The sequence below is a fragment of the Xanthomarina arctica genome (genome assembly GCF_014638915.1).
GTDB lineage: Bacteria > Bacteroidota > Bacteroidia > Flavobacteriales > Flavobacteriaceae > Xanthomarina > Xanthomarina arctica.
Genome location: NZ_BMFQ01000003.1, coordinates 315,047 through 338,853, shown reverse-complemented (window position 1 = coordinate 338,853; position 23,807 = coordinate 315,047). Strand labels below are relative to the sequence as shown.

Below are 23,807 nucleotides of genomic sequence, written 5' to 3'. Positions count from 1 at the left end.
CGGGCACCGTAGCGCCCGTTTTTCTTGTTTCTAAAACAAACCCTTACAATACTTCAATAATTTGAAGTGCATTATACACCCCATTTTTAAGAGGGTATTGCAAGCCGTTTATTTCTTGAAAGTAAGCTACTTTAAGCAGATAGAAACTTTGCCCAGTACCGGCAGCAGGGGCTGCAGGAATTAAGGTTACTACAATGGCAGTACCATTAATAGGGATGTTTTCTATGTTGCTTAATTGGAAGTCCTTGACTCCCGTTGCCAAGTCCAGATTTAGGAACCCTGCACTAAATTCTACATGGGTGGCACCTTCTGGAACACGCAATTTCTGGTTAGGAACAAAGCTGTTAATTACAACGGTTCCTGTAACGATATCCAGACTAAAATCTGTTAACAAAACCTCGGACAGGACAGATCTTCTATTGAAGTTGAATCCTTTAAGAGGTAATCTTCCCAGAGGGGTTAAAATGCCCACTGCTGGGGTGCGTTGCCCTCTTACAGATGTCAGGTCTTCATTTTTAACCTGAGTCATAACTTGGGTTAGGCGTGACGCCAATTTCCTGTCTTTGGCATTAGATACCAAATCTAGGCAGGCATGTCGGAGCGCTTTCCCACTGGAGGCACTGTTTCCAAACTCCATGTTGTTTTCACGAGTTCGTTGGAAGGCAGGATCGTTTTTAACACGATCTTTGTCTAAACTTGATTTAGAACGGATGCTATATCCGTCTTCTGTTTTGAAAAAGCTCACATCGTCGATGGAACCTCTTACTTTAAATAGGCTTTTATACTTTGCCATAACTTTAAAATTTATGTATGCTTTTTTTTAGGCATACAGATTGAACTTATTTTTTTTGCTATCCACCTGTTTTAAAAGTTGTTCTTAAGCATGAGCTCCTGCCTAAAAACTCCAATGGTTACAGTTGATCTAACAACTTAAAGTCAAAGTTATGAGAGATTTAAAAAGACCATTCTCGTTTTTAGCGTTTTAGATGTTATTGGGTTAAATAGCTGGAAGTTTTTGTTTTTAGTGTTTTTGTTTCAAATGATTGTTTTGAATGTTTATGCTTAAAATGATTGTTTATGCGTTTTATGTGGTTTTGAGGATATTAAATGTGAGGCGTGAGTCGTGAGTCGTTAGTCGTTAGTGGTGAGTAGTGAGACGTGAGACGTGATGGTGAGTCGTGAGGCGTGAGTGTTAGTGGTGATTTGCTTGCCTGTGGGCAAAAAGGTGAATGGTAAGATTTGAGACGTGAATGGTGAGAAGTGAATGGTGAATCGTGAGATGTGGTTATGATACTTGGGTTTTGAAGGATGCCTTTTCGTTAAGTTCCTGTGGTTAAGTGGTAACTAAAAACCAGAATGCTTCGGTAGGATGAATTAGTAATGGATGGAGACGTCCCATTTTATAGAAAACATTAGAAAGGTAGCAGGTAGCAAATAGATTTTGATAGGAGTATTCTTTTGAAGATTTCTTTACACGGAGTCACTACGGATTCACTACGGAGTTACTACGGAGTCTTGACGATATAAAATAGCAGGTGCTTTTAGGTGCTAAAAATGAGATGACCTACATATTATGTGTGTTTTAGCTTTTTTGATATTCAAATTATAATATCTGATTTCTTTGCCTTGTTAATAAGTGGTTTTATTCCTGCCTTATGGGGCTACTGCTTTAATTGTGAAAGTCTTAAAAAGTATGATTTTAGAATGTTTCTTAAAATTTGAGTTGTAGGACATTTATTGTTAATAACTTTTAATCGGATTTAATTGACTTTAAACGATAATTTATTAACTTTACTTTAAACCGAATTAAAGAAAATCAAAATGAAACACATTATGAAAAATTGTAGGGCCACAGCAACATTTAGTCAAAATAATATTTTACATAATTATGAGAAAATTATGCATCAACAGTTCCGAGATTGGAATTATTTTAGGAAAGAAACCTAGTACCGCACAAAAATTGTTGCGTACTATTAAAGACGCTTATGGTAAGAAAAAGCATCAGTCTGTTACCATTCGCGAGTTTTGTGATTTTGAGTGTTTACCTTATGAGGAGATTTTTAATATGCTTAATGGTATAGATCTAGCCAGTGACAAGACTTCTACTAAATAAATACCTTTTTTTTTAGGTTTTAATATGGCTAAACGCTTCTCCTAAATTCTCTTAAGTTTTTGACTTCTGTCAATTTCTTTCTTATTTTATCTTCCTTTTATTTCTAATTATTTCTAAGAGATTCCTAACATGATCTCAACTACTTTTTATTGTTTTTATTAGTGATTATCATTGTACTTTGTATCTTAGGGCTTTGTTCTAATAAACATTATTTATGCAATTTTTTAAAAAAATAAAGAATAAAAGTAAACAAAATATCATTCAAGTACTTTTAAGGCTAAAAAGGTATAAATTGGATGAGTCTCTTTTAATTTTTAGCGAGGCGAGATCTGGGAGTACATGGTTAATGGAGTTGTTTCAAAATGTACCAGGAGTTATTGTTAATTGGGAACCTTTACATTTGGAAAAAGGGGTAGTTCCAGAAAATTATAAATTTGGGTGGAGGCCTTGCTTGCCTTTAAACAACACCAAGATTAAATATAAAAAACTATTTAAACGAATATTTAGATTTCAAACATGCAATTCTTGGACAACTCAATTTTTAAAATTTAAAGATATTAGATATTCAAAATATGTATTGACTAAATTTGTAAGAGGGAATCAGTTGCTTCCGTGGGTAGTGAATACGTTTCCAAACTTGAAATATCGTCCAATTTTGTTGCTAAGGCATCCCATAACTACTTGTGTTTCCAGATTGAAGACATTTGATAAAATGACCTCTCAAAATATCTTATCTCTAAAAAATGAAGGTAATTTTATTATTCCAGATTGCATTAACAACCAACGCTTCTTAAAACATCAAAATTATTTGAATAATTTAAAAACTAAATTAGAGGTTGAAATAGCTGTTTGGTGCATTAATAATGTGAATATTTTAAACCATAAAAATAATAATAAATGGATGGTTGTCTTTTACGAAGACTTGGTTTTAGACCCAGAGAAAACATTTAAGGCTGTATTAAAAGGATTAAATATTAATTTATTATCAGAGTTGTTAAAAAAAATAGAATTTAGAAAAGCTAGTGCTTCAAATTTTGATAATCAATTAAAGTCGAAACCTCAAGAACAATTAGAGTCAGTTTTTAAAAACTTTAATAATGATGAGTTGTTAAATATTCAAGCTATTTTTGATTATTTTGAACTTAAAGTGTATTCTGCTTTTAATAGCTACCCTATAAAGTAACCTATGGATTTTAAAGAGCCATTGATTAGTATCATTATACCAACCTTTAACCGTGCCCATTTAATTGGTGAAACCTTGGATTCTGTATTGGCCCAAACTTACCAAAATTGGGAGTGTCTTGTGGTGGATGATGGGAGTACAGATAATACAGCAGAACTTATTAAAAAATATAGCTTAAAGGATGTTAGATTTCAATACCATCATAGGCCCAAAGATCGTTTGCGAGGGGGGAATGCGTCACGGAATTATGGCTTTGAGCAAAGTAAAGGAAAATATATCAATTGGTTTGATAGTGATGACCTCATGTTACCCAAAAAACTCGAGATTCAAATGGGGCTTTTACATCAAACAACTTTTGATTATACTATTTGTCAATCTATGATGTATGACGTTAGTAGTGGCGAAGAATTGGGGTTAAGGGCAAAAAAACTCAAGTCTGACGATATCTTTCAAGATTTTGTTGCTTTTACAATATTTTGGTTAACACAAGCGCCCTTATGGAAAAGGTCTTTTCTTGAAAAGCATCATCTCAAATTTAATGAAGGTTTAACACAATCTCAGGACTATGATTTCCATATTAGAGTGCTTGCTATTTCAGAAAACTATAGTTTTACGGATATACCTTTAGTGAAAGTGGGTTGTCATGGTGAAAACATGTCAAATTCTATTGTAAATAATGTAAAAAAATTGAAATCTAATTTATATGTTAAGAATGAACTTTTTAATAAATTTGGAGATAGAATGGACTTAACTACTAAAAGAATTGTCTTTACACATATGTTTGAAATTTTTAGACAGACTGTTTTTACGAGATCTTTAAAAAAAGTATTTATTGTTTTTCCTTCAATAGTGAAACATATTCCAGATATAAAATTGTCCTATATAACCCAAGTAAAATTAGTGCTAAATATAATTAGAGGTGCATTTTTATACCTCAGTTTCAAAAAGGGGTATTCATATTTAAAACTTGATTTTTAACCCATTGATTACATATATTTATCCATATAGAAATAGAGATATTGACCGAATTAAAAGGTCATTGGACTCTTTGGTGGCTCAAGAAAATAAAAATTTTGAAGTTCTTTTTATAGACTATGGTTCTGAAATTGAGATTTCTAATCAAGTTGCATCCTTTTTAGAAGCTTATCCTTTTGTAACCTATATTTATACCTCGAGCGAAGGGAAACCTTGGAATAGGTCTAAAGCTATCAATATTGGGATTAAACTAGCCGAAACTGATTTTATATTATCGGCTGATATAGATATGATTTTTCATCCTTCATTTAATGGAATGTTAACTACATTATCTGATAAAAGTAAAGTTACTTTTTTTAAGGTTGGCTATTTATCAGAGAAAGAAACTTTTGCTAATCATGAATTTAAACCGGAAAGTGTAAGCAATCAGAGAGCTAAAGGGATTAGTTTGTACCCTAAACCGGCATTAATGTCTATTAATGGGTTTGATGAATTTTTTAATTGTTGGGGATCCGAGGATGAAGATGTTATAGACAGGTTGGTATTGAATGGCGTGTCAAAAGATTTTTATTCAGAAGATATTTTAGTCTTTCATCAATACCATAAACCTTTTAAAGAATTAAAAAACAAGTTATTAAGTGAGGACTTAACCTTTGATCAAGTTCGATTTCATAATGATAAAAAACGTAAATTTAATAGTGAGAAAAGGCTAATTAAAGTCAATAATAAGGGTTGGGGTGAAGTTGTTGAAAAAGAATATTATAACAATCTTATTAATACGCCTATTTCTAAAACGGTAACGTCTTATAAAACAGAGGTAGACTTTTTTTTGTTTTTTGAACTTAATCGGTTAACTAAAGGGGCTTGGGCTTTTAAATTTGTTCAGTTTGTACCTGAAAGAAATGTTAATTTTAAATCGGTGCTTTATCGCATTTGGACTATTAGAAATCGAGATTTAAAAGCCAAGGGGGAATATTCTCTAAAAGAGGTCAATGATTTGTTGTTGAAGTTTTTATTATATCAAGGTTTTGATTTTCACTTGAAAGTGGATTTAGAATCCAATAGCTTAGAATTACGTGTAAATATTACCTAATGGAAAAAAAAAGCAGATAATTGAATAATTATTCGTTACACATTTTGAATGTTTTCTTTTAAAATGATGTTTCGAATGGGTTAAGAATTAATCCTATATTTACACCTAAGTGTTTTTATTAACCTAATATTTTAGAGTCGTTTAAAACTAACTAACACATGATTCATTTTTTATATCACTATTTTTTAACCAAGAAACCTGCTGGAAAAGAAAATAAGCTAAAGAGATGGCTAGTTTGGCAACTCTATAAATACTTAAAAGTAGCTCTGGTAAGATATTATAAAAACAGATCAAAAGAAGCGTTAGGAACAGATAGTGATAGCAATGTAATAGTAAGTTTAACGTCTTTTCCGGCTAGAATAGATATTGTTTATCTGGTAATAAAAAGCATCTTAAATCAAACTGTAAGACCTAATAAAATAGTATTATGGTTGGGAATTGAGCAATTTCCAGATGGCGTAGAATCTTTGCCAATCTCATTGTTAGAATTAAGACCACTGGGCCTAGATATTGAATTTTGTGAAGACATAAAGGCCCATAAAAAATACTATTTTGCTTTTCAAAAATACCCAGAGAATTTAATTGTTACAGTAGATGATGATGTAATTTATCCTAAAGACTTACTAAAAGTATTATTAGAGACTCATAAAAGGTACCCCAATAGTGTGGTTGCTAATCGGGTTCGCTATATGAAAAAGGATGGAGATAGCTATGTGCCTTATAGAGAATGGAAAATTAATAAGGTTAAGGATGCTGAACCATCAAAGTACATTTTTTCTACGGGTGTAGGAGGTGTGTTATACCAGCCAAGTTTTTTTAAAAAATCATTTTTTGATCTTGAAGGGATTAAAAAGACCGATTGTAGAAATGATGATATTTGGCTAAAAGCGGGACAAATTGCAAATAATATCCCAGTGGTATTTACCAATTATTATTATAACCCATTAATTGAAATACCTGATTCTCAAAAGGAAAGTTTATTCTCAAATAACGTATTTGAAGCTGATAATGATAGACAAATTATTGAAATTTTCGATTACTTTGGTATCACGGAGGCGTCTTTTGAATAATATAGCAAGCTATTTGCTATTAAAATATAAACATGAGTTTCCTTACTATTGAAATATGAAAGCCATAACAACGCCCATTATTCCTATAACACAAACTTTTGCTAAAGTAGAAGCGTCTCATAAACCAAATTATGAAGCCATTTGTATTTTTGCAGCTACTGGTTTTTTTTTGGAAGGGGATAGTTATTATTTAGACCAGAAAGTCTTGCAGCCTGGAACAAGTTATCAATTAGATCCTAATGGGGTTATAAAAAGTGAAAAATCCTATTTTAAATGGCACCATACTCCTAGAGATATCTCTTTTACTACTGCTTTGGACGAGTTTACCGATTTATTTGAAGATATTGTAAAGGAGCAAACTGGAAACAACAGGGTTTTGCTACCCTTATCAGGGGGTTTGGATAGTAGGAGCCAGGCAGTGGCATTAAGGTATTTAAAAGCGGACGTACAGAGTTATTCCTATTCTTTTGCAGGAGGTTTTAAGGAACATCACATCAGTAAACAAATAGCCGAAGCCTGTGGGTTTGATTTCGATGGGTATTTAATTCCTCCAAATTATTTATGGGATGTTTTGGATGAGGCAGCGAATATCAACCAGTGCTATTCGGAATTCACACACCCTAGACAAATGGCTGTTTTAGATCAATTTAAAGCCATGAACGGTGAATTTTCTTTAGGACATTGGGGAGATGTGTTATTTGATAGAGGTATCGCTGCTAAAGATGAAGGCCTAACAGAATTAGACCTCATTTATAAAAAAGTGATTAAAAAAGGAGGGCTAGAATTAGCGAATGCCCTGTGGAACTCTTGGGCCTTAGAAGGTGATTTTGAAAGTTATTTGAAGGCACGCATTCAAACCTTATTAGATCAAATTGAGATTACCAATAAGAGTGCAAAAATTAGGGCTTTTAAAAGTTTGTATTGGGCACCTCGTTGGACCTCTGTAAGCCTAAGCTTTTTTCAGGCCGCCCATCCTGTTAACGTGCCTTATTATGACGACCGGATGTGTCAATTTATTTGCGAAATCCCTGAAGCGTATTTAGCCGATAGAAAACTGCAAATTGCGTACATCAAGAAAAGAAATCCAAAAGTGGCTGCTATTCCATGGCAAGATCACATGCCTTTTAATTTAAATACCTACCATAGAAATAAGATGCCTTACAATTTACCCTATCGCATAGCTAATAAATTAAAAAATGAAACCCAAAGCTTGTTGGGAAAAAAGTACATTCAACGCAATTGGGAATTGCAATTTTTAGGCACAGCAAATGATGAAAAGTTAAGGGGTTATATATATCAACCTGATTTTTTAGAGTTTGTTGACAAAGAGGTAATTGATAAACTTTATACCCAATTTAAAACAACGGACCCTATTTTTTATTCACATCCTGTGAGTATGTTATTGACTTTGTCTCTTTGGAATAAAAAAAGGAACCTTTAAGCATGCCATATAACACTAGTTTAAATAAGTCGCATTTAATAAGTATAATTATTCCCATTTATAATGGGGCTTTATTTATTAAGGAGGCTTATCGGGTTATAATTAAGCAGCAGGTTCCAGACTTTGAAATTCTTTTTATTGATAATAATTCAGTTGATAATTCGGTGGGAATTATTAACGATATTCTTAAAAATGACTCTCGTGTTTCTCTATATAAAGAGTCTGTTCAAGGGGCGGCTTCTGCAAGGAATACCGGTTTAAAACATGCTAAAGGAGACTTTATTTATTTTTTTGATGTGGACGATCAATTATTCGAGAATGCTTTAAATGCTTTATTGGCGGTGCTATTAAAAAATAAAGACCTAGATAGTGTTCATGGTAATATGGTAAAATCTAACTTCAGACTCAAGGATGCAAAAATAAACCTGATAGATACCAATGTGCTTACGGTAAATGAACCATATTATTGGGGCATTCGGTGGATGCATTATGGCAAATTATCCAACACCGGTTGTTTTTTACATAGAGCATTCGTTTTTGATAAAACAGGACGTTTTAATCCTAAATTAATGTTAGGAGAAGACGCTGCTTTTCACGTCAAGTTAGGTATGGAATGTAGCATAGGCCATTTAGATAAAAAGGTGTTATTGTATTATAGGCATCAAGATTCAACGGTGTCGACTCAAAATAAAATAACGGCGAAAGAGTTTACCTATTGGGAGCCCTTGATACATGAACACCTTCCTTATTTGCTAACACATCAGGTACCATTAGCATTTAAAAAGAAGGTGTTGCTTCGAGTTTATGGATATATTCCAAAAATGCTAGCTTTAACTAAAGGTTATACCCATAGGAAACAGCTGAAAAACAAACTTGTAAAAGATATAAAACCCTTGAGAATCCCATGGGTGTTAAAACCCTTTATTAGTTTGATTATGCTAACAGGTTGGATGAATTTGTATAAATTTTATGGTTATTACATTTTAAAGTACTATATGAAGTATGTTTTAAAATAAGCCTAAAATATAATTATTATCTTGCGATGGCGGACTTGGAACTGTTTCTTAGTTAATTTAAAAATAAGAGTATTTATTTATGTGTGGATTTTTAGCTGAATACCATCTATCAACTCAAGAGGGACTAAAAAAGGAGCATTTTTTAGAATTACTGGCACTTTCACATAAGCGTGGTCCTGATAATAGAGGCTATGTTTCTTTAGGGACTCAAGTACAAATGGGGTTTAATAGGCTGTCTATTTTAGATACGTCTTTAGCAGGACAACAACCCATGCACAGTCCTCATAAAAAATTCACGATTGTTTTTAATGGCGAAATCTACAACCATTTAGAGTTGCGAAAAAAATTAGGTTTCGGTAACTATCAAGGTCATAGCGATACGGAAACCCTTACTGTATGTTTAGAGCTCTGGGGGATAGAAAAAACAGTAAAAGCGCTTAATGGCATGTTTGCTATCGCTATTTTTAATCATGAAAGCCAAGAATTTAGTTTGGTCAGAGATTTTGCAGGGATTAAGCCTTTGTTTTATGGGTGGGATGGGAAAACCTTAGTAGCAGCTAGTCAATACGACCAGATTATTAAACATCCTGTCTTTTCCAACAAATCAATAAATCCTCAGGTTTTAAAGCTGTATTTAGAACAACATTTTTTACCAGCACCTTTTGGTCTATATGCTGATACTTTTCAGGTATTGCCCGGTGAAATTATTACTTTTAATAAAAATGGTTCTAAAAAGCAACAACGCTATTGGGAACTACCAGTACAGCAAGAATCTTATATTTCTGACGGGCAGGAAGCTGAAGCTTATATCGAATCTGTCTTGGATGGTTGCGTGCAAAACCAATTATTATCAGATGTCCCTTTGGGTGCTTTTTTGTCTGGTGGTGTCGATTCTTCTCTTGTGGGGAGCTCATTAGTTAAATACCATAAAAACACTCAGGTGTTTACTATAGGTTCTGATAGTAAAATTCATGATGAGTCGGAGCGCGCCAAACAATTTGCAGAAGCTTTGGATTTGAAGCAGACTATTTGGAATCTCAACGCAAAAGAAATGCTCTCCTATTGGGATGAAGCTATGGCGTCCTTGCATGAGCCAATGGCGGATTTTAGTATCTTGCCTACTTATTTAGTTTCTAAATTAGCAAAAAAACAGGTAAGCGTCGCTTTAAGTGGTGACGGAGGCGATGAGTTGTTTTTTGGTTATGAACGGTTTTGGAGTGTGGGTAAAAACATTAAGTACCAACAGTATCCTAGTCTGTTACGCAAAGGCTTATATGGCTTTGATAAATACAGTTCCGGAAATAAAAATCTGAATGCTGTACTTTTAGCTTCAAGTCAAGCAAAGGCACAACAAGGATTACATTCCAGATTTAGAAAAGAATGGTTTGATGCACTAGCGCCAGATTTAAAAGGAGTGGGTTTGCCAGAAGCGTATCAGGTGTATAGCTATCAGAATTCAAAAGATTCAAGAACCTTATTACAGAACATGCGGCATGCCGAGTTTTATGGGATGATGCAAAAAACCTTAAGGAAAGTAGATCTAGCCAGTATGGAAAATAGTCTGGAGGTGCGCGTGCCTTTTTTAGATAAAAACATGATTGAAGCTAGTTTGCAAATAGACCCTTTGTTGTGTTACGGGAAAAACAAACGCAAACAAGTACTAAAAAACATTTTGCATAAACGGATTCCAACTGTGAGAGAAGAAACGGTAAAGAAGGGTTTTTCTATTCCTCTAAGTTCTTGGATGAGAGAAGATTTAAAACCTGTAATGACAGAGCGTCTATTAGATGCCGATCTAACCTCTTTTGGATTTGAACGGACTGCAATTGAAAATATGTTACAGATGCATAGCAGTAAACAGCATGATTTAAAGTGGCCATTATTTACCTTATATGCTTTATTGAAATGATAAAAATACTGTTTACGATTCCTAATTTTGAAACAGCTGGTAGTGGGAAAGCCTTATTGCATGTGGTAACAAGATTAGATTCCAAGCGTTTTGAAGCACACATTGCTTGTGTGCACACTCGTGGGGATTTTTTTAAAATTGTGGAAGCATCTGGTATTCCCATCCATATTTTAGAATATTCCAGACCTATGAAACCTTATTTAAGTGCTATCAAGGCCTGTTATGACGTTAGTAGGCAACTAAAAAAGATAGCACCAGATATAATACATAGCTTTCATTATGCTGCGGATTATTCAGAACCTTTAGCCGCCAAAATGGCTGGTATAAAATGGGTTTACACCAAAAAAAACATGAATTGGGGAGGGGGGTCTAAAAATGCTTGGTATCTAAGAAGTTATTTAGCAACTGCCATTGCGGTTCAAAATACAGACATGATGGAGACGTTTTTTAAGAACTCTAAAAAAACAGTCTTAATTCCTAGAGGTGTAGATGTTGAAATTTTTAAACCAGTCCTTAAAAGTGAAAGCCTAGCCCAAAAATGGGGACTTGAACCTAAGCATCGGGTGGTTATGTGCGTCGCTAATTTAGTGCCTGTAAAAGGTATAGAAGTATTACTAAAAGCATTTAAAGGCGTTGGTGTACCATTTGCTGACTGGAAATTGATGATTGTTGGAGATAATAATAATTCTTATGGGAAGGAACTTAATGCATTAACTATTGAACTAGGTATAGAAGATACAGTATTGTTTTGTGGAAAACAAGATAAGGTGCAGGACTATTTAAGTTTAGCAGAAGTTGTAGTCTTGCCAACCCTAGATAAAGGTAGAAAAGAAGGTTCTCCTGTTTCTTTATTAGAGGCTATGGCTAGTGGAAAAAATGTGTTAGGTTCTAATATTTCAGGGATAAAAGATCAATTAGAGCCCTATCCGGAACATTTGGTTACTGCTGGTGATGTAGAGGCATGGCGTCTGGCATTACTAACGTGTTTTTCAAATTCCAGAGCTGTAAATAGCCAAATAGGAAAAGGTTTTAGGGAATATGTCATCCAAAATTACCATATTGACAAAGAAGTAAATAGCTGTCAGGAATTGTATTTTAAACTCTCCAAGTAACCAATTTGTATGCTTTTTAATTCACTAGACTTTGCAATTTTTCTTCCCATAGTATTTATACTCTATTGGTTTGTTTTAAATAAGCAGTTAAAATATCAAAATGCTTTAGTTGTTGTTGCTAGCTATGTGTTTTATGGCTGGTGGGATTGGCGTTTTTTGTCCTTAATACTTTTTAGTACGCTTGTAGACTATGCTATAGGCTTGGCATTATCTAAACAACAGAATTCAAGGAAACGTAAAGTGCTACTTTGGATTAGTATTATTGTCAATCTGGGTTTTCTTGGCTTTTTTAAATACTATAATTTTTTTATAGACAACTTTGTTAAGGCTTTTTCCTTTTTTGGTCAAGATATACAACCCAATACCTTAAATATTATTTTGCCCGTTGGGATTAGTTTTTACACCTTTCAAACTTTAAGTTATACCATTGATGTGTATAAAAAACAACTAGAGCCCACAAAGGATTTTATATCTTTTGCAGCCTTTGTAAGTTTTTTTCCGCAATTAGTTGCAGGACCCATAGAACGTGCTTCCCATTTATTGCCTCAATTTTATGTTAAGAGGCAATTCAATTACAACAAAGCTGTTGATGGTTTAAGACAAATTCTTTGGGGTTTGTTTAAAAAAGTGGTTATAGCCGATAACTGTGCAAATTTTGCTAATACTATTTTTGATGGCTATGAAAGCTATTCAGGAAGCACCTTAGCATTAGGGGCTGTCTTTTTTGCCTTTCAGATTTACGGAGATTTCTCAGGGTATTCAGATATTGCCATCGGAACGTCTCGTCTTTTTGGTTTTGATTTAAAACAGAACTTTGCAACTCCTTATTTTTCTAGAGATATTGCTGAATTCTGGAGGCGTTGGCATATCTCCTTATCTACTTGGTTTCGAGATTATGTTTATATTCCATTAGGTGGCTCAAGAGGTTCTAAAGGGAATCAGATAAGGAATGTGTTTATCATTTTTATAGTGAGTGGTTTTTGGCATGGAGCCAATTGGACTTTTATTATTTGGGGTGCTTTAAATGCCATGTACTTTTTACCTTTATTATTAAGAGGGAAGAATAAAATTAATACAAATGTAGTCGCTGAAAACAGCATGTTGCCTAGTGTTAAAGAGTTCTTGCAAATGGGGGTGACTTTTGGATTAACGGTTATTGCTTGGGTGTTTTTTAGAGCAGAGAATGTATCTATGGCTCTTGATTTTCTTTCAAGAATGTTCAACATGTCCCTATTTACAATTCCTCAAATAAGACCTACAAGTTTACTCCTCTTTTTGATTATTTTTATCGCGATTGAATGGGCTGGCAGAACATATGTGTTTGCTATAGAACGTTTATGGTTTAAATACCCAAAACCAATTCGATTATTTATATATTATGTGTTAGTTATGCTTATCTTTTTATACGGTGGTAAAACCCAAGAGTTTATTTACTTTCAATTTTAATGAAGCGATTTTTATTACATACCGTCCTATTTTTATTACTGCTCTTAGCTAGCTTTTTTATGGTGTTTAGTATGGCAGACGGTACCACTGATGCCTATTATAAAAAACTGTCCTCGCCAAAACAGGCCTCATTGATTGTGGGGTCTTCGAGAGCAAGCCAAGGGATACATCCTGATATGATTGATTCAGTTTATGGTTCAAATAATATGTATAATTACGGGTTTACAATTATCGGGACGCCTTATGGGAAAGCGTATTTTAATAGTATAGCGAATAAGCTCGATAGGAAAGATAAAAAAGGGGTGTTTATAATTGAAGTAACGCCTTGGACTTTATCTGAATATGAATTCAGTAGTATGAATGATAATAAATACCCTGAGGATGATAACTATATTGCAAAAACTGTTTTTGTAAATATGAATCCTAATATTGAATATCTTATAGAATCTTTTAAGTCTAAAAATGAAGCTATTGTTAGAAATAAAAATAGAAAAGGAGCTTATCAAACATTCTTTGTACATGACAATGGTTGGTTGGAAGTCACCATAGAGTCTGATATGTTTTCCAAAATATCCAGAACTAAAAATAAAATTGAAAGTTACCGAAAAAAAATACCAGAATATTCAGGGTTTTCGGAATACAGATTAGATTATTTAATAAAAACAATAACACTATTTAAAGAACATGGGGAGGTGTATTTGGTTCGAATACCTGTAATAAAAGAGATGTTAGAAATAGAAAATGAGTTGGTACCCGGTTTTGATAAAAAAATGAATGAATTAGCAAAAGACTCTGAAATACCATACATTAACATGATGCCACTCAATCTGGATTATGATTACACAGATGGAAATCATTTAACCATAGATTCAGGTAAAAAGTTTTCATTAGATTTAGCGATTCAAATGGATAAGTTTAGGAAAAATAAGACATTAAAATGAAAATAGGACTCGTGCTATCTAAACCTCCGGGATATTCTGAAACTTTTTTTAATGCCAAAATAAAAGGCTTACAAGAAAATGGGCATACGGTGACTTTGTTTACGGGGCCTAGCCAAGAAACTTACATGCTTTGTAAACATGTGAGAAGCCCAAAAGTCGATCCGTTTTTTTTGTTTCAAGTGCTTAAGATGTGTTGGGTTGGATTTCTATTATTGCCGCATTTAAAAGCAGTTTGGACCTATGTTAAACTAGAGAAAAAAGAAGGAGCCTCAATCAAGCGGATTCTTGAAAAAGTGTATTTGAATTCTCAGTTCTTAAAATTTAAAGGCGATTGGCTCCATTATGGCTTTGCCACTTTAGCCATAGATAGAGAATTAGTAGCAGAAGCTATCGACGTAAAAATGGCGGTTAGTTTAAGAGGTTTTGATATTAATGTGTATCCGTTAAAACACCCAGGCTGTTATACCTTATTGTGGCGACAAGTAGATAAGGTACAATCTATTTCTAATTATCTTTTAGAAAAAGCTTTTAAGCTAGGCTTACCTCAAAATAGTTCCTATCAAATTATCACCCCTGCTGTAAATATGGAATTTTTGCCTAGCATCCATTTGGATAGAACCTCCAATGTTTTTAAAATTACAACCATAGCAAGATTTAACTGGATGAAAGGGATTCACTATATTATTGAAGTGGCTAGCTATCTTAAGAAAGCGAATATAGCCTTTGAATGGCAACTTATTGGTTCTGGGCATGATTTTGAGTGGGAGCACTATCTGTACTTAATTCACGAGAATCATTTAGAAAATCAGGTGATTCTAACAGGAGCATGTTCTCATGCAGAAACTTTAAATTATTTAACAACTTCAGATATTTATGTGCAAACTAGTTTAAATGAAGGCTTTTGTAATGCTGTTTTAGAGGCCCAAGCTATAGGGATTCCTGCCATTGCATTTCATGTTGGGGGGCTACCTGAAAACATTTTAGATACTAAAACGGGTTGGTTAATTAAGCCTTTTGAAGTAGAATCTATGGCTAAACGAATTATAGCGTACTTTAATTTAACCCTTGTAGAAAAAGAAAAAATATCGAAGCAGGCTAAAGAACGAGTTAAAAATCATTTTAATTTGCAACGACAAAAACAAAAGTTTCAAGAATTTTACACGCGTTAAGTTCTTAACAGGTAGCTAGGGATTAAGGAAGTGCTATATAATCTTGATACTAGAGCTATAGTACCATTGAAAACTACAATAGAGATCAATTTATACTATTTTTGTTAGGGATTTTGAGTTTGTTAAAACTCGTATAAAGGAACGTACACTAGTTAAAATAAATAATCGTTACTTTTGATTAGAAAAGAAATCGACGACAATAATTTAAGTCCTTTCAGATTACATGAAAATATTTTACCCTAGGAATCATTATAACCAGGCTTACCGAGGTCAAGTATTTCCTTTATTAAAACCTTTTATAAAAGGTGTAGGATTTACAGATGCCCAACGAAAAGCGGTATATGGGGTAAGCGAAGCTGATTTTAGTATTGTTGACTCCATGGACGCCTGCCAAGTCGTGGTTTTACCCATGTCTTGGAATTATTATGTGAAAACAAAACAAATCGATTTAGCTTATCAACTTATAGAAGAGGCTAAACAATCGGGAAAAAAGGTGTGGTCTCTTAATTCTGGAGATTTTGGAGTGACATTGAAAAGCTTTAATAATGTGATTGTGTTTAGGCAGGGTGGCTATTTGTCTAACAATCAAACAGGACATGAGGGATACCCTTCTTTTATTCATGACTATCTAACGAAGAAGGAATTACATGATGATTTTTTAATTAACACTTATAATAAGGAGCCCGTTGTTGGGTTTTGTGGCCAAACAAATGCATCGAAATTAGAGGCATTGAAAGAAATGACCAAACAAGTGTTACGAAATTTACGAAGCCAGATGGGACTTAGTCCATCTGAACCACAACAAGTATTGTCAACCAGTTATTTGCGAGCCTCTTTGTTAAAGCAATTAGAAGCTAATACATCTGTTGATTGTCGCTTTATTAAACGCAGACAATATCGAGCGGGCGTAAAAGAAAATAAAGAAACACATAATACCACGACTGAGTTTTATAACAATATTTTGGACTCGCAGTATGTTTTATGTGTCCGTGGGGCAGGCAATTTTTCAGTACGCTTTTATGAAACTCTGATTATGGGACGCATCCCCTTATATGTACATACGGATGGCTTTTTGCCGCTCTCTGATGTGATAGATTGGAAAGAACATGTGGTTTGGGTAGATTATAAAGACCGACATGATATAGATAAAATCTTATTAGATTTTCACCAAAAATTAGATCAAAACAGTTTAATAGCCTTGTTTAAAAAAAACAGGACGTTGTGGGAGGATCAATTAACGCTATCTGGTTTCTTTAACACACAAAAAGGAAAGGTGTAATGCTATGTCAGCAATAAATAATAATAAAGTATTTGTTCTCGGGCTTCCAAAATCGGGCACCTCTACCTTGGCAACTATGTTACGGGTGTTGGGGTTTAGCGTAACGGGGCCTAATCCATATATAGAAGATATCATAGCCTTAAATAATACTTTTGAGAGGTATGAAGCCTTTCAAGATTATCCTTGGTGTTTTGAATATCCTTCTCTTTTAAAAAATAAAGAGGTAAAAGTGATTTTGTTAAAGAGAAATAAAGAGTCTTGGGTAAAGAGTTTTAAAGAGAGCTATGGTGGCGAAAATAAAAAGTATCTCTCTTATAAATATATGAAACTCTCTAAGCAGGAATCAGATGCCGTTTTTTATGACTATCACGATAAATATTATGATGATGCTTTGAACTTTTTGGTAACAAATCAGATACCTTTTATAGAAATGTCTTTGGAGCATTTAAATTGGAAAAGCATCTGTGATTTTCTTGGGAAAACGATTCCAAAAAATATGTTTGGAATGACGTCTAAAATCCCAAAGGTTAATTCTGAAAATCACAAAAAAAAAGGAACTCTTACTAAGTATGCTAAGCCATTAAAAAAACAGTTGCATAGCCTATTAGGAAAAAACTATTTTAAATTAACGAGTTTTATTTATAAGAATAAATAGATTCAAATTATAGGTTTTTAGAAGTAATGGTTTGCTTAGATTAATTCTTGAAAATATCATCCTTTAAAGTGCTAATTAATATTATATTTGAAAATAACAAGAGCACTTTGTTCCATGTTTAAATTTTTAAAAATTAAAACTTTATTGAAAACCTTTACTAAGTTAGCAATTAAAATTGATTGAATGAATACCTGTTTTATTTCTTATAATATTATGCCCACTTCCACGGCAGATTATTTTATTACATTAAGTAATAAGTTATCTGAGACCAATAAGGTTGTTGTTATTGCAGGTAAAATTAGGGAAACAAAAATTAAATTAAATAAGGATATAACTGTTTTAAACTGGCCATCAGAACGACCTACTTCTTGGAAGGATTTTTGGTTTCTAATTAAGCTGGTTAGGTTATATAAGCCAGACATGATGATATCCATGTTTGGTTTTGTTAATCTGTTTTTAATTGTAGGTTGGTTATTTCGGGTGAAGATTAGAGTCGCTTGGATCAGGACATTAAGTTCACAATATGCTCAAAAAAAGTATAAAGTTATAAGAAAGTCCCTTATTTATAGTTTAGCAACAGACATTATTACAAATTCTCAAGCGACCAAAAAGGATGTTGCTCTTTTTTTTAAAATTCCAGAACGTAAAATAACTGTGCTACCTAATTCTGTTAAAAACTATAAGAATAGCTTACAAAAAATAAATTTAGATAGTAATAATTTGTTATATGTTGGACGGTTGCATTCCAGTAAAGGTATTGATGTTTTAATACAGGCATTCTCTCAAATAGTACAGAAGTATCCTAATCTGCAACTAGATATTATTGGACAAGGTCCTCTTTTAAATCAATTAATAGATTTAACGAAATCACTGGGCCTTATAGATCGTGTTTCTTTTTTAGGGGAAAAAAACAAGGAAACTGTATTAGAGGCCTATAAAAAATCATATTGTACTATTATTCCAAGTAATTCTGAAGCCTTTGGTTTTACGGTGATTGAAGCTATGAGTGTGGGAACATGTGTTATTGGAGCAAATAATTCTGGAATTAAAGAAATTATTGTGAATGAAGAGACAGGATTACTTTTTAAAACGGGTGATTTTGATGCTTTAGCTCGGCAATTAGAAAGAATTTTAATGGATGTAAATTATAGGAATAATTTAGCTAATGCTGGTTATAGCCGGTTCCTAAATTGTTATGAAACTACTCATGCTATAAATCGGGATACTATGTTTTTTGAAAAATTATTAAATGTTAGGATTTAAATGACTGTTTCTGCCAAAAGAAATATGAAGATTTTGATACTTTACGGTTATAATAAAAGTCTCTTATCAGGATTTTTTCAAGAATTGTCTGAAAAACTTTGTACCGATGGTTTTGAGGTTGATAATTTTTATTTAAAACATGAGAAAGCATCTTTTAATCAAAAAGGGGTATTAGTTTATGGAGAGGAACGTCGTGGTTTCGTTTCTAATTATAAAGCTATTTATAAGATGATTAAACAATCGAAGCCCGACGTCATCATTTCAAACTTTAGTTATATTAATCCAGCCGTTCTGTTTGGGAAGCTATTAGGGGTGAAACATAATATCGCATGGTTTCATACAGCCTTTGGTCATACCAAACCTAGTCAATTAAAAGTTTGGAATAAATCTCTTTATTTGAGAATGGCGGATTTGGTTTTTACCAATTCAACAAGTTTAGAAACTGAAATGCATCAAGTTTATAAAGTAGCTAAAGAAAAAACCAGACGGGTTCCTTTTTGGACTAATATTAATAAGTATATCTCTACAGGGAAGGACATAAAAGTATCGCCCCATCTAGAGGTTTTAAATATAGGTTGTCCCGGACGTTTACTAGAAGATAAAAATCACGAGTTAGTTATTAAGGCTTTATCTGAACTAAAGCAATCGAGTAAAAAACATCTTATGTTATATATTGCTGGGGATGGGCCTTATAAAAAGGAATTGCAAAGATTGGTGCGGGATTTAAAATTAGAAGATGCTGTTGTATTTTTGGGGCTGTTGAATGTAGAAGAGATGTCTTCATTTTATAAAAACATGGATGTGGTAGTTTTACCAAGTTTTCATGAAGCTTTTGGCTTGGTTTTTATTGAAGCGATTGCCTTAGGGACTCCTGTAATTGTGTCTAAAATGTTTGGAGCTTTAAGTTTTCTTGATACTCAATCATTCCCTTTGGAAGACTTTTGCTTTAATCCAGAGGCCATTCAAGAATTAATCGATAAATTAGAACCCTATTTAAATAATAATGGTTTAACAGCTGCTTATTTTAAAAGAATGTATGATGAGACCTTTGAAAAAGAGGTGATTTATAAACAAATTAAAGGGCTTATTTTGAATACTCATGAAACATCTTAATAGATTATAAATTTGCACCATTCCACTAGTAAACTTTATTGATGCCTTTTAAATTTCTAAATTACTTGCAGCCAACCCATTATTTCACTTTATTAAAAGAGAATGGTACCTCCGTTTATCCGATTGTGGAAAATTTGTCCATAGATATCATCAATCAATTGCAACCTGATAAGCACTATAGAAGTGAGGAAGGAATGGCTTATGATCTATCTTGGCAGGCCGTTCAAAAAGGCTATATTGGAAACGCGAAAACCTATCAAAAATTTGTGAAGGTGCCACTTGAAGATGAATACCTCTTTATACGTAAATATTTTCATCAAGCCTGGGTGGTCTATGTCCTTCTTCTCAGACTTATTAGTTTTAAAAATCCATATCATGAACTGAAAGCTTTTTATTGTACAAGAGATACAAAACGAAGTCATTATTTACAATCTCCAATTCAAGACAGGGAATGGGCAGGTTTTCAGTCGAAGCTATTAGAAAGCAACCCTAAAGTTACGGTAGTGATTCCAACTTTAAATAGATATATCTACTTAAAAGATGTTCTTGAAGATTTAGAAAAACAAGACTATAAAAACTTTGAGGTGATTGTGGTAGATCAATCCGAGCCTTTTCAAGAAGATTTTTATAAAACCTTTCAATTAGATTTACAGGTTCATTACCAAGAAGAAAAAGCCTTATGGTTGGCTAGAAATAATGCCATCAAACAAGCTAAGGGTGACTATCTTTTGTTATTTGATGACGATAGTCGTGTGGATACGCATTGGATTTCAAACCATTTAAAATGTTTGGATTATTTTAAAGCAGACCTATCTTCTGGGGTATCTATCTCTAAGGTGGGGGCAGAAGTCCCGGCTAATTACAGTTTTTTTAGAATCAGCGATCAATTGGATACAGGGAATGTATTGATAAAAAAACAGGTATTTAAAACGATTGGTTTATTTGATAGGCAATTTGAAAAGCAACGCATGGGGGATGGGGAATTTGGCTTAAGAGCCTATTTGAAAGGATATCTTAATGTTTCGAACCCTCATGCAGGACGCTTGCATTTAAAAGTAGATTCTGGAGGGTTGCGAGAGATGGGGTCGTGGGATGCTTTTAGAACTAAAAAATGGTTTGCCCCAAGACCCATTCCATCTGTTTTATACTATTTTAGAACCTATTATGGCAATACGGCTGCACGATGGGCTTTATTAAGAACCATTCCGATTTCTGTCATGCCATATCAGTTTAAAAAGAGCAAGCCTATGTTAATCCTTGGTGTTTTTGTTTCTTTGCTATTATTACCTCTGGTACTTTTTCAGGTGTTTAAATCTTGGAGATTGGCTAGTAAAAAGTTGGAGGAAGGGGCGATGATTGAATATTTAAATAAGTAGTAATAAACATTATAAAACCAGCTCATCACTTTAGTTAAAGGGAGGTGGCTAGGCCGACGGAAGGAGGGCTAGACGGAGGGTTTGCAAAACAATAACATAATTAGAGTTTGCAAACTCCCCTTTCTTTACCTCTGTTGCACTACGGTAAATTCATTCCCCTCTTTAACTAAAGAGGGGAGCCAAGATATTGAAGCTGAAGTTCAAATCGAAACAAAAAATTACAACGTAAGATTAAAAAACTAAACCACAAACAACAAATATTGAACAACAAAAACATCTTAATAGTAACCTCCGAATTCCCACCTCAACCAGGTGGGATTGGGAATCATGCTTATTATTTGGCACTTTATTTGTCAAAGAATGATTATGTGGTATCCGTTATTGCCGATCAACGAGATGTATTGAATGAAGATGAAATTGCTTTTGATGCCGGCCTGCCATTTCAAGTGCGGCGCATCCCTTTGCAAAGACTAAGGGTTGGGATGTATCTCAATCGGATTTCTAAAACACTAAAAGCCTTTAAAAAAGCGGACTATGTAATAGCTACTGGGAAATTTTCCTTGTGGAACGTGGCTTTTTGTTCGAATCTCTTTAAAAGGCCTACAATGGCTGTGATTCACGGAACAGAAGTGAATTTTAAATCGGCTAGCTTAAAAAAAGCTGTAGATATTTCACTAAAACGATTTGATTGCATTGTAGCTGTTTCTAATTATACCAAACACTTGGTGAGTGATTTAAACAAGGTAGTTACCGTGATTCCAAATGGCATTGAGTTAGAGCAATGGCAAATAGGAGGTTTAATAAAGGCCTCTTTAAAAGGGAATCCCGTTTTAACAACGGTGGGGCGCGTGAGTACTAGAAAAGGACAGTTGCAGGTTATTAAACAACTTCCAGTACTTTTAAAAAGCTTCCCAGAACTGCAGTATCATTGTGTAGGCATTCCAACCGAAGCAGACGATTTTCTAGAACAAGCTAAAACCTTGGGTGTGGATTCTCATGTTACGTTTCATGGCGCTGTTGATGCCAAGACCTTAAAAGAAGTTCTTTTAGCGACGGATGTTTTTGTCATGCTAAGCACAGAAAGCACCACTGGAGATGTGGAAGGCTTTGGGATTGCTATTCTGGAAGCCAATGCTTTAGGGATTCCTAGTATTGGCTCTAAAAACTGTGGGATAGAAGACGCTATTTTAAATGGAAAATCTGGATTTCTGGTCTCTCGAGATTGTGTTTCAGAATTCGAAAAAGCACTAAAATCTATTTTAGAGACTCCCGATGTATATAAAAAAGAAGCCATAGCTTGGGCAAAGAAACATTCTTGGGATGATATTATTAAACGGTATATAAAGGAAATTGAGGCATAACAATGAAATTAGCAATTATTTCGCATACAGAACATTATAGAACCCCAGAGGGAAAACTTGTGGGTTGGGGTCCTACGGTTACAGAGTTGAATCATTTATTAGATGCCTTTGACACTATTTACCACATTGCCATGTTTCACGATACAGAAGCGCCAGCTAGTGCTTTGCCATATCTTTCTGATCGTATTGTTTTTATTTCTTTACCGGCTTTAGGAGGTAGTACACTGGGAGCGAAACTGCAACTTCTTTGGAAAGCTCCAAACGTTTTACAAATTATAAATGCGACTCTAAAAAAAGTGGATTGCTTTCAATTTAGAGGTCCAACAGGGATTGGGGTCTATGTGATTCCTTTTTTAACTCTTTGTGTGAAAACTCCTGGCTGGTTTAAATATGCCGGGAATTGGAACCAAGAGAATCCACCTCTAGGTTATGGCTTGCAACGTTGGATGCTAAAAAAGCAGTCGCGGAAAGTGACTATCAATGGCGCTTGGGAGAGCCAACCCAAACACTGTTTGACCTTTGAGAATCCGTGTTTAACTGAAGATGAATTAATAGAAGGGAGGCTTCTAGCTAAACAAAAAACACTTAAAGGTGCATTGACCTTTTGTTTTGTTGGACGCCTAGAAAAACCGAAAGGCGTGGAACGCATTATTCATGCTATAACAGGTCTTTCTGTTGAAGAAAAGAGCTTGATTAAAGTAGTGCATTTGGTAGGAGATGGCCCTGAATTACCCTATTTTAAATCTCTTACGGAAGAATCTGGGGTGCATTTTATTTTTCATGGCGGATTATCAAGAGCACAGGTATTTAATATTTATAAAGAAAGTCAGGTCTTTTTAATGCCAACAACAGCATCTGAAGGGTTTCCAAAAGTGATTGCTGAGTCTATGAATTTTGGATGTCTTCCAATAGTATCCAGTATTTCGTCTATAGGGCAGTACATTAAGGATATGGAAACGGGTATGTGTTTGGACGAAGCAACAAGTGAGAATTTAAGACTCGCAATTAGAAACTTGTGGGGCATAGATTATAATCAATATCAGACGATCTTGGACAATCAAAGACCTGTAGTTGAAAAATTTAGTTTTAATAATTATATTCATCGTATTAAAACAGAAATTATCAATTCATTATAGGGGTTGGAAGGCGTGTTATTTAATTTAAAAACGTTTCGTTATTTTGCTTTAAAATAGCTAATTTTATCCTATTTTTTAAAAATAAAAGTGATTATTCTTTTATAATGCGGTATTTTTTTAAATAAGCGGTATCTATTAAAAAAAAAATGATATTTT

20 protein-coding genes are annotated in these 23,807 nt (G+C 33.8%); 19 read left to right on the top strand and 1 reads right to left on the bottom strand.

Annotated features, from left to right (window positions below; translation table 11 throughout):
- Positions 1–43: 43 nt before the first annotated feature.
- A complete protein-coding gene (locus IEV77_RS12730; RefSeq protein WP_188465425.1) occupies positions 44–793 on the bottom strand; it encodes a hypothetical protein in 750 nt (249 codons plus the stop codon).
- A gap of 1,095 nt (positions 794–1,888) precedes the next feature.
- Here IEV77_RS12730 and IEV77_RS12725 point away from each other — a divergent pair.
- From IEV77_RS12725 to IEV77_RS12635, 19 genes are all read left to right on the top strand, one after another.
- Positions 1,889–2,113 (top strand): hypothetical protein, encoded by a 225-nt coding sequence (locus IEV77_RS12725; RefSeq protein WP_188465423.1) that lies wholly within the window; start codon positions 1,889–1,891, stop codon positions 2,111–2,113.
- A gap of 214 nt (positions 2,114–2,327) precedes the next feature.
- A complete protein-coding gene (locus IEV77_RS12720) occupies positions 2,328–3,296 on the top strand; it encodes a sulfotransferase (protein ID WP_188465421.1) in 969 nt (322 codons plus the stop codon).
- A gap of 3 nt (positions 3,297–3,299) precedes the next feature.
- Positions 3,300–4,274, top strand: a complete 975-nt coding sequence (locus IEV77_RS12715) for a glycosyltransferase family 2 protein (RefSeq protein ID WP_188465420.1) — start codon at positions 3,300–3,302, stop codon at positions 4,272–4,274.
- A complete protein-coding gene (locus IEV77_RS12710; RefSeq protein WP_229736669.1) occupies positions 4,264–5,364 on the top strand; it encodes a glycosyltransferase family 2 protein in 1,101 nt (366 codons plus the stop codon). The genes IEV77_RS12715 and IEV77_RS12710 overlap by 11 nt, the downstream gene beginning before the upstream one ends.
- 158 nt (positions 5,365–5,522) lie before the next feature.
- A complete protein-coding gene (locus IEV77_RS12705; RefSeq protein WP_188465417.1) occupies positions 5,523–6,434 on the top strand; it encodes a hypothetical protein in 912 nt (303 codons plus the stop codon).
- A gap of 55 nt (positions 6,435–6,489) precedes the next feature.
- Complete coding sequence (locus tag IEV77_RS12700) at positions 6,490–7,875, top strand: asparagine synthase-related protein (RefSeq protein ID WP_188465415.1); 1,386 nt, start codon at positions 6,490–6,492, stop codon at positions 7,873–7,875.
- Positions 7,876–7,877: 2 nt separating this feature from the next.
- Positions 7,878–8,891, top strand: a complete 1,014-nt coding sequence (locus IEV77_RS12695) for a glycosyltransferase family A protein (protein WP_188465413.1) — start codon at positions 7,878–7,880, stop codon at positions 8,889–8,891.
- Between the two features lie 79 nt (positions 8,892–8,970).
- On the top strand, positions 8,971–10,800 hold the full coding sequence (gene asnB, locus IEV77_RS12690) for an asparagine synthase (glutamine-hydrolyzing) (RefSeq protein WP_188465412.1): 1,830 nt from the start codon (positions 8,971–8,973) through the stop codon (positions 10,798–10,800).
- On the top strand, positions 10,797–11,912 hold the full coding sequence (locus IEV77_RS12685; protein WP_188465410.1) for a glycosyltransferase: 1,116 nt from the start codon (positions 10,797–10,799) through the stop codon (positions 11,910–11,912). Before asnB ends, IEV77_RS12685 begins: the two co-directional genes overlap by 4 nt.
- 9 nt (positions 11,913–11,921) lie before the next feature.
- Complete coding sequence (locus IEV77_RS12680) at positions 11,922–13,358, top strand: MBOAT family O-acyltransferase (RefSeq protein WP_188465408.1); 1,437 nt, start codon at positions 11,922–11,924, stop codon at positions 13,356–13,358.
- Between the two features lie 71 nt (positions 13,359–13,429).
- Positions 13,430–14,299 (top strand): hypothetical protein, encoded by an 870-nt coding sequence (locus IEV77_RS12675; protein WP_188465406.1) that lies wholly within the window; start codon positions 13,430–13,432, stop codon positions 14,297–14,299.
- Positions 14,296–15,468: a glycosyltransferase family 4 protein gene (locus IEV77_RS12670; RefSeq protein WP_188465404.1), complete on the top strand. Its 1,173-nt coding sequence runs from the start codon at positions 14,296–14,298 to the stop codon at positions 15,466–15,468. The genes IEV77_RS12675 and IEV77_RS12670 overlap by 4 nt, the downstream gene beginning before the upstream one ends.
- Positions 15,469–15,691: 223 nt before the next feature.
- The gene (locus IEV77_RS12665) at positions 15,692–16,747 is read left to right on the top strand and encodes an exostosin domain-containing protein (RefSeq protein WP_188465402.1); all 1,056 of its coding nucleotides are present in this window, start codon (positions 15,692–15,694) and stop codon (positions 16,745–16,747) included.
- Between the two features lie 4 nt (positions 16,748–16,751).
- Positions 16,752–17,402 carry a sulfotransferase gene (locus IEV77_RS12660; protein ID WP_188465400.1) on the top strand — a complete coding sequence of 217 codons (651 nt, stop codon included), beginning with the start codon at positions 16,752–16,754 and terminating at the stop codon, positions 17,400–17,402.
- Positions 17,403–17,585: 183 nt separating this feature from the next.
- Positions 17,586–18,665, top strand: a complete 1,080-nt coding sequence (locus IEV77_RS12655; RefSeq protein ID WP_188465398.1) for a glycosyltransferase family 4 protein — start codon at positions 17,586–17,588, stop codon at positions 18,663–18,665.
- Positions 18,666–18,689: 24 nt separating this feature from the next.
- Complete coding sequence (locus IEV77_RS12650) at positions 18,690–19,778, top strand: glycosyltransferase family 4 protein (protein WP_188465396.1); 1,089 nt, start codon at positions 18,690–18,692, stop codon at positions 19,776–19,778.
- 41 nt (positions 19,779–19,819) lie between these two features.
- The gene (locus IEV77_RS12645) at positions 19,820–21,154 is read left to right on the top strand and encodes a glycosyltransferase family 2 protein (RefSeq protein WP_188465393.1); all 1,335 of its coding nucleotides are present in this window, start codon (positions 19,820–19,822) and stop codon (positions 21,152–21,154) included.
- A gap of 260 nt (positions 21,155–21,414) precedes the next feature.
- Positions 21,415–22,515 (top strand): glycosyltransferase family 4 protein, encoded by a 1,101-nt coding sequence (locus tag IEV77_RS12640; RefSeq protein ID WP_229736668.1) that lies wholly within the window; start codon positions 21,415–21,417, stop codon positions 22,513–22,515.
- Positions 22,516–22,517: 2 nt separating this feature from the next.
- Positions 22,518–23,651: a glycosyltransferase gene (locus IEV77_RS12635; protein ID WP_188465391.1), complete on the top strand. Its 1,134-nt coding sequence runs from the start codon at positions 22,518–22,520 to the stop codon at positions 23,649–23,651.
- Positions 23,652–23,807 lie beyond the last annotated feature (156 nt).

Coding starts and splice junctions, on each gene's coding strand:
- IEV77_RS12730 (WP_188465425.1), bottom strand. CDS start 793: ATGGCAAAGTATAAAAGCCTATTTAAAGTAAGAGGTTCCATCGACGAT.
- IEV77_RS12725 (WP_188465423.1), top strand. CDS start 1,889: ATGAGAAAATTATGCATCAACAGTTCCGAGATTGGAATTATTTTAGGA.
- IEV77_RS12720 (WP_188465421.1), top strand. CDS start 2,328: ATGCAATTTTTTAAAAAAATAAAGAATAAAAGTAAACAAAATATCATT.
- IEV77_RS12715 (WP_188465420.1), top strand. CDS start 3,300: ATGGATTTTAAAGAGCCATTGATTAGTATCATTATACCAACCTTTAAC.
- IEV77_RS12705 (WP_188465417.1), top strand. CDS start 5,523: ATGATTCATTTTTTATATCACTATTTTTTAACCAAGAAACCTGCTGGA.
- IEV77_RS12700 (WP_188465415.1), top strand. CDS start 6,490: ATGAAAGCCATAACAACGCCCATTATTCCTATAACACAAACTTTTGCT.
- IEV77_RS12695 (WP_188465413.1), top strand. CDS start 7,878: ATGCCATATAACACTAGTTTAAATAAGTCGCATTTAATAAGTATAATT.
- asnB (WP_188465412.1), top strand. CDS start 8,971: ATGTGTGGATTTTTAGCTGAATACCATCTATCAACTCAAGAGGGACTA.
- IEV77_RS12685 (WP_188465410.1), top strand. CDS start 10,797: ATGATAAAAATACTGTTTACGATTCCTAATTTTGAAACAGCTGGTAGT.
- IEV77_RS12680 (WP_188465408.1), top strand. CDS start 11,922: ATGCTTTTTAATTCACTAGACTTTGCAATTTTTCTTCCCATAGTATTT.
- IEV77_RS12675 (WP_188465406.1), top strand. CDS start 13,430: ATGGCAGACGGTACCACTGATGCCTATTATAAAAAACTGTCCTCGCCA.
- IEV77_RS12670 (WP_188465404.1), top strand. CDS start 14,296: ATGAAAATAGGACTCGTGCTATCTAAACCTCCGGGATATTCTGAAACT.
- IEV77_RS12665 (WP_188465402.1), top strand. CDS start 15,692: ATGAAAATATTTTACCCTAGGAATCATTATAACCAGGCTTACCGAGGT.
- IEV77_RS12660 (WP_188465400.1), top strand. CDS start 16,752: ATGTCAGCAATAAATAATAATAAAGTATTTGTTCTCGGGCTTCCAAAA.
- IEV77_RS12655 (WP_188465398.1), top strand. CDS start 17,586: ATGAATACCTGTTTTATTTCTTATAATATTATGCCCACTTCCACGGCA.
- IEV77_RS12650 (WP_188465396.1), top strand. CDS start 18,690: ATGAAGATTTTGATACTTTACGGTTATAATAAAAGTCTCTTATCAGGA.
- IEV77_RS12645 (WP_188465393.1), top strand. CDS start 19,820: ATGCCTTTTAAATTTCTAAATTACTTGCAGCCAACCCATTATTTCACT.
- IEV77_RS12635 (WP_188465391.1), top strand. CDS start 22,518: ATGAAATTAGCAATTATTTCGCATACAGAACATTATAGAACCCCAGAG.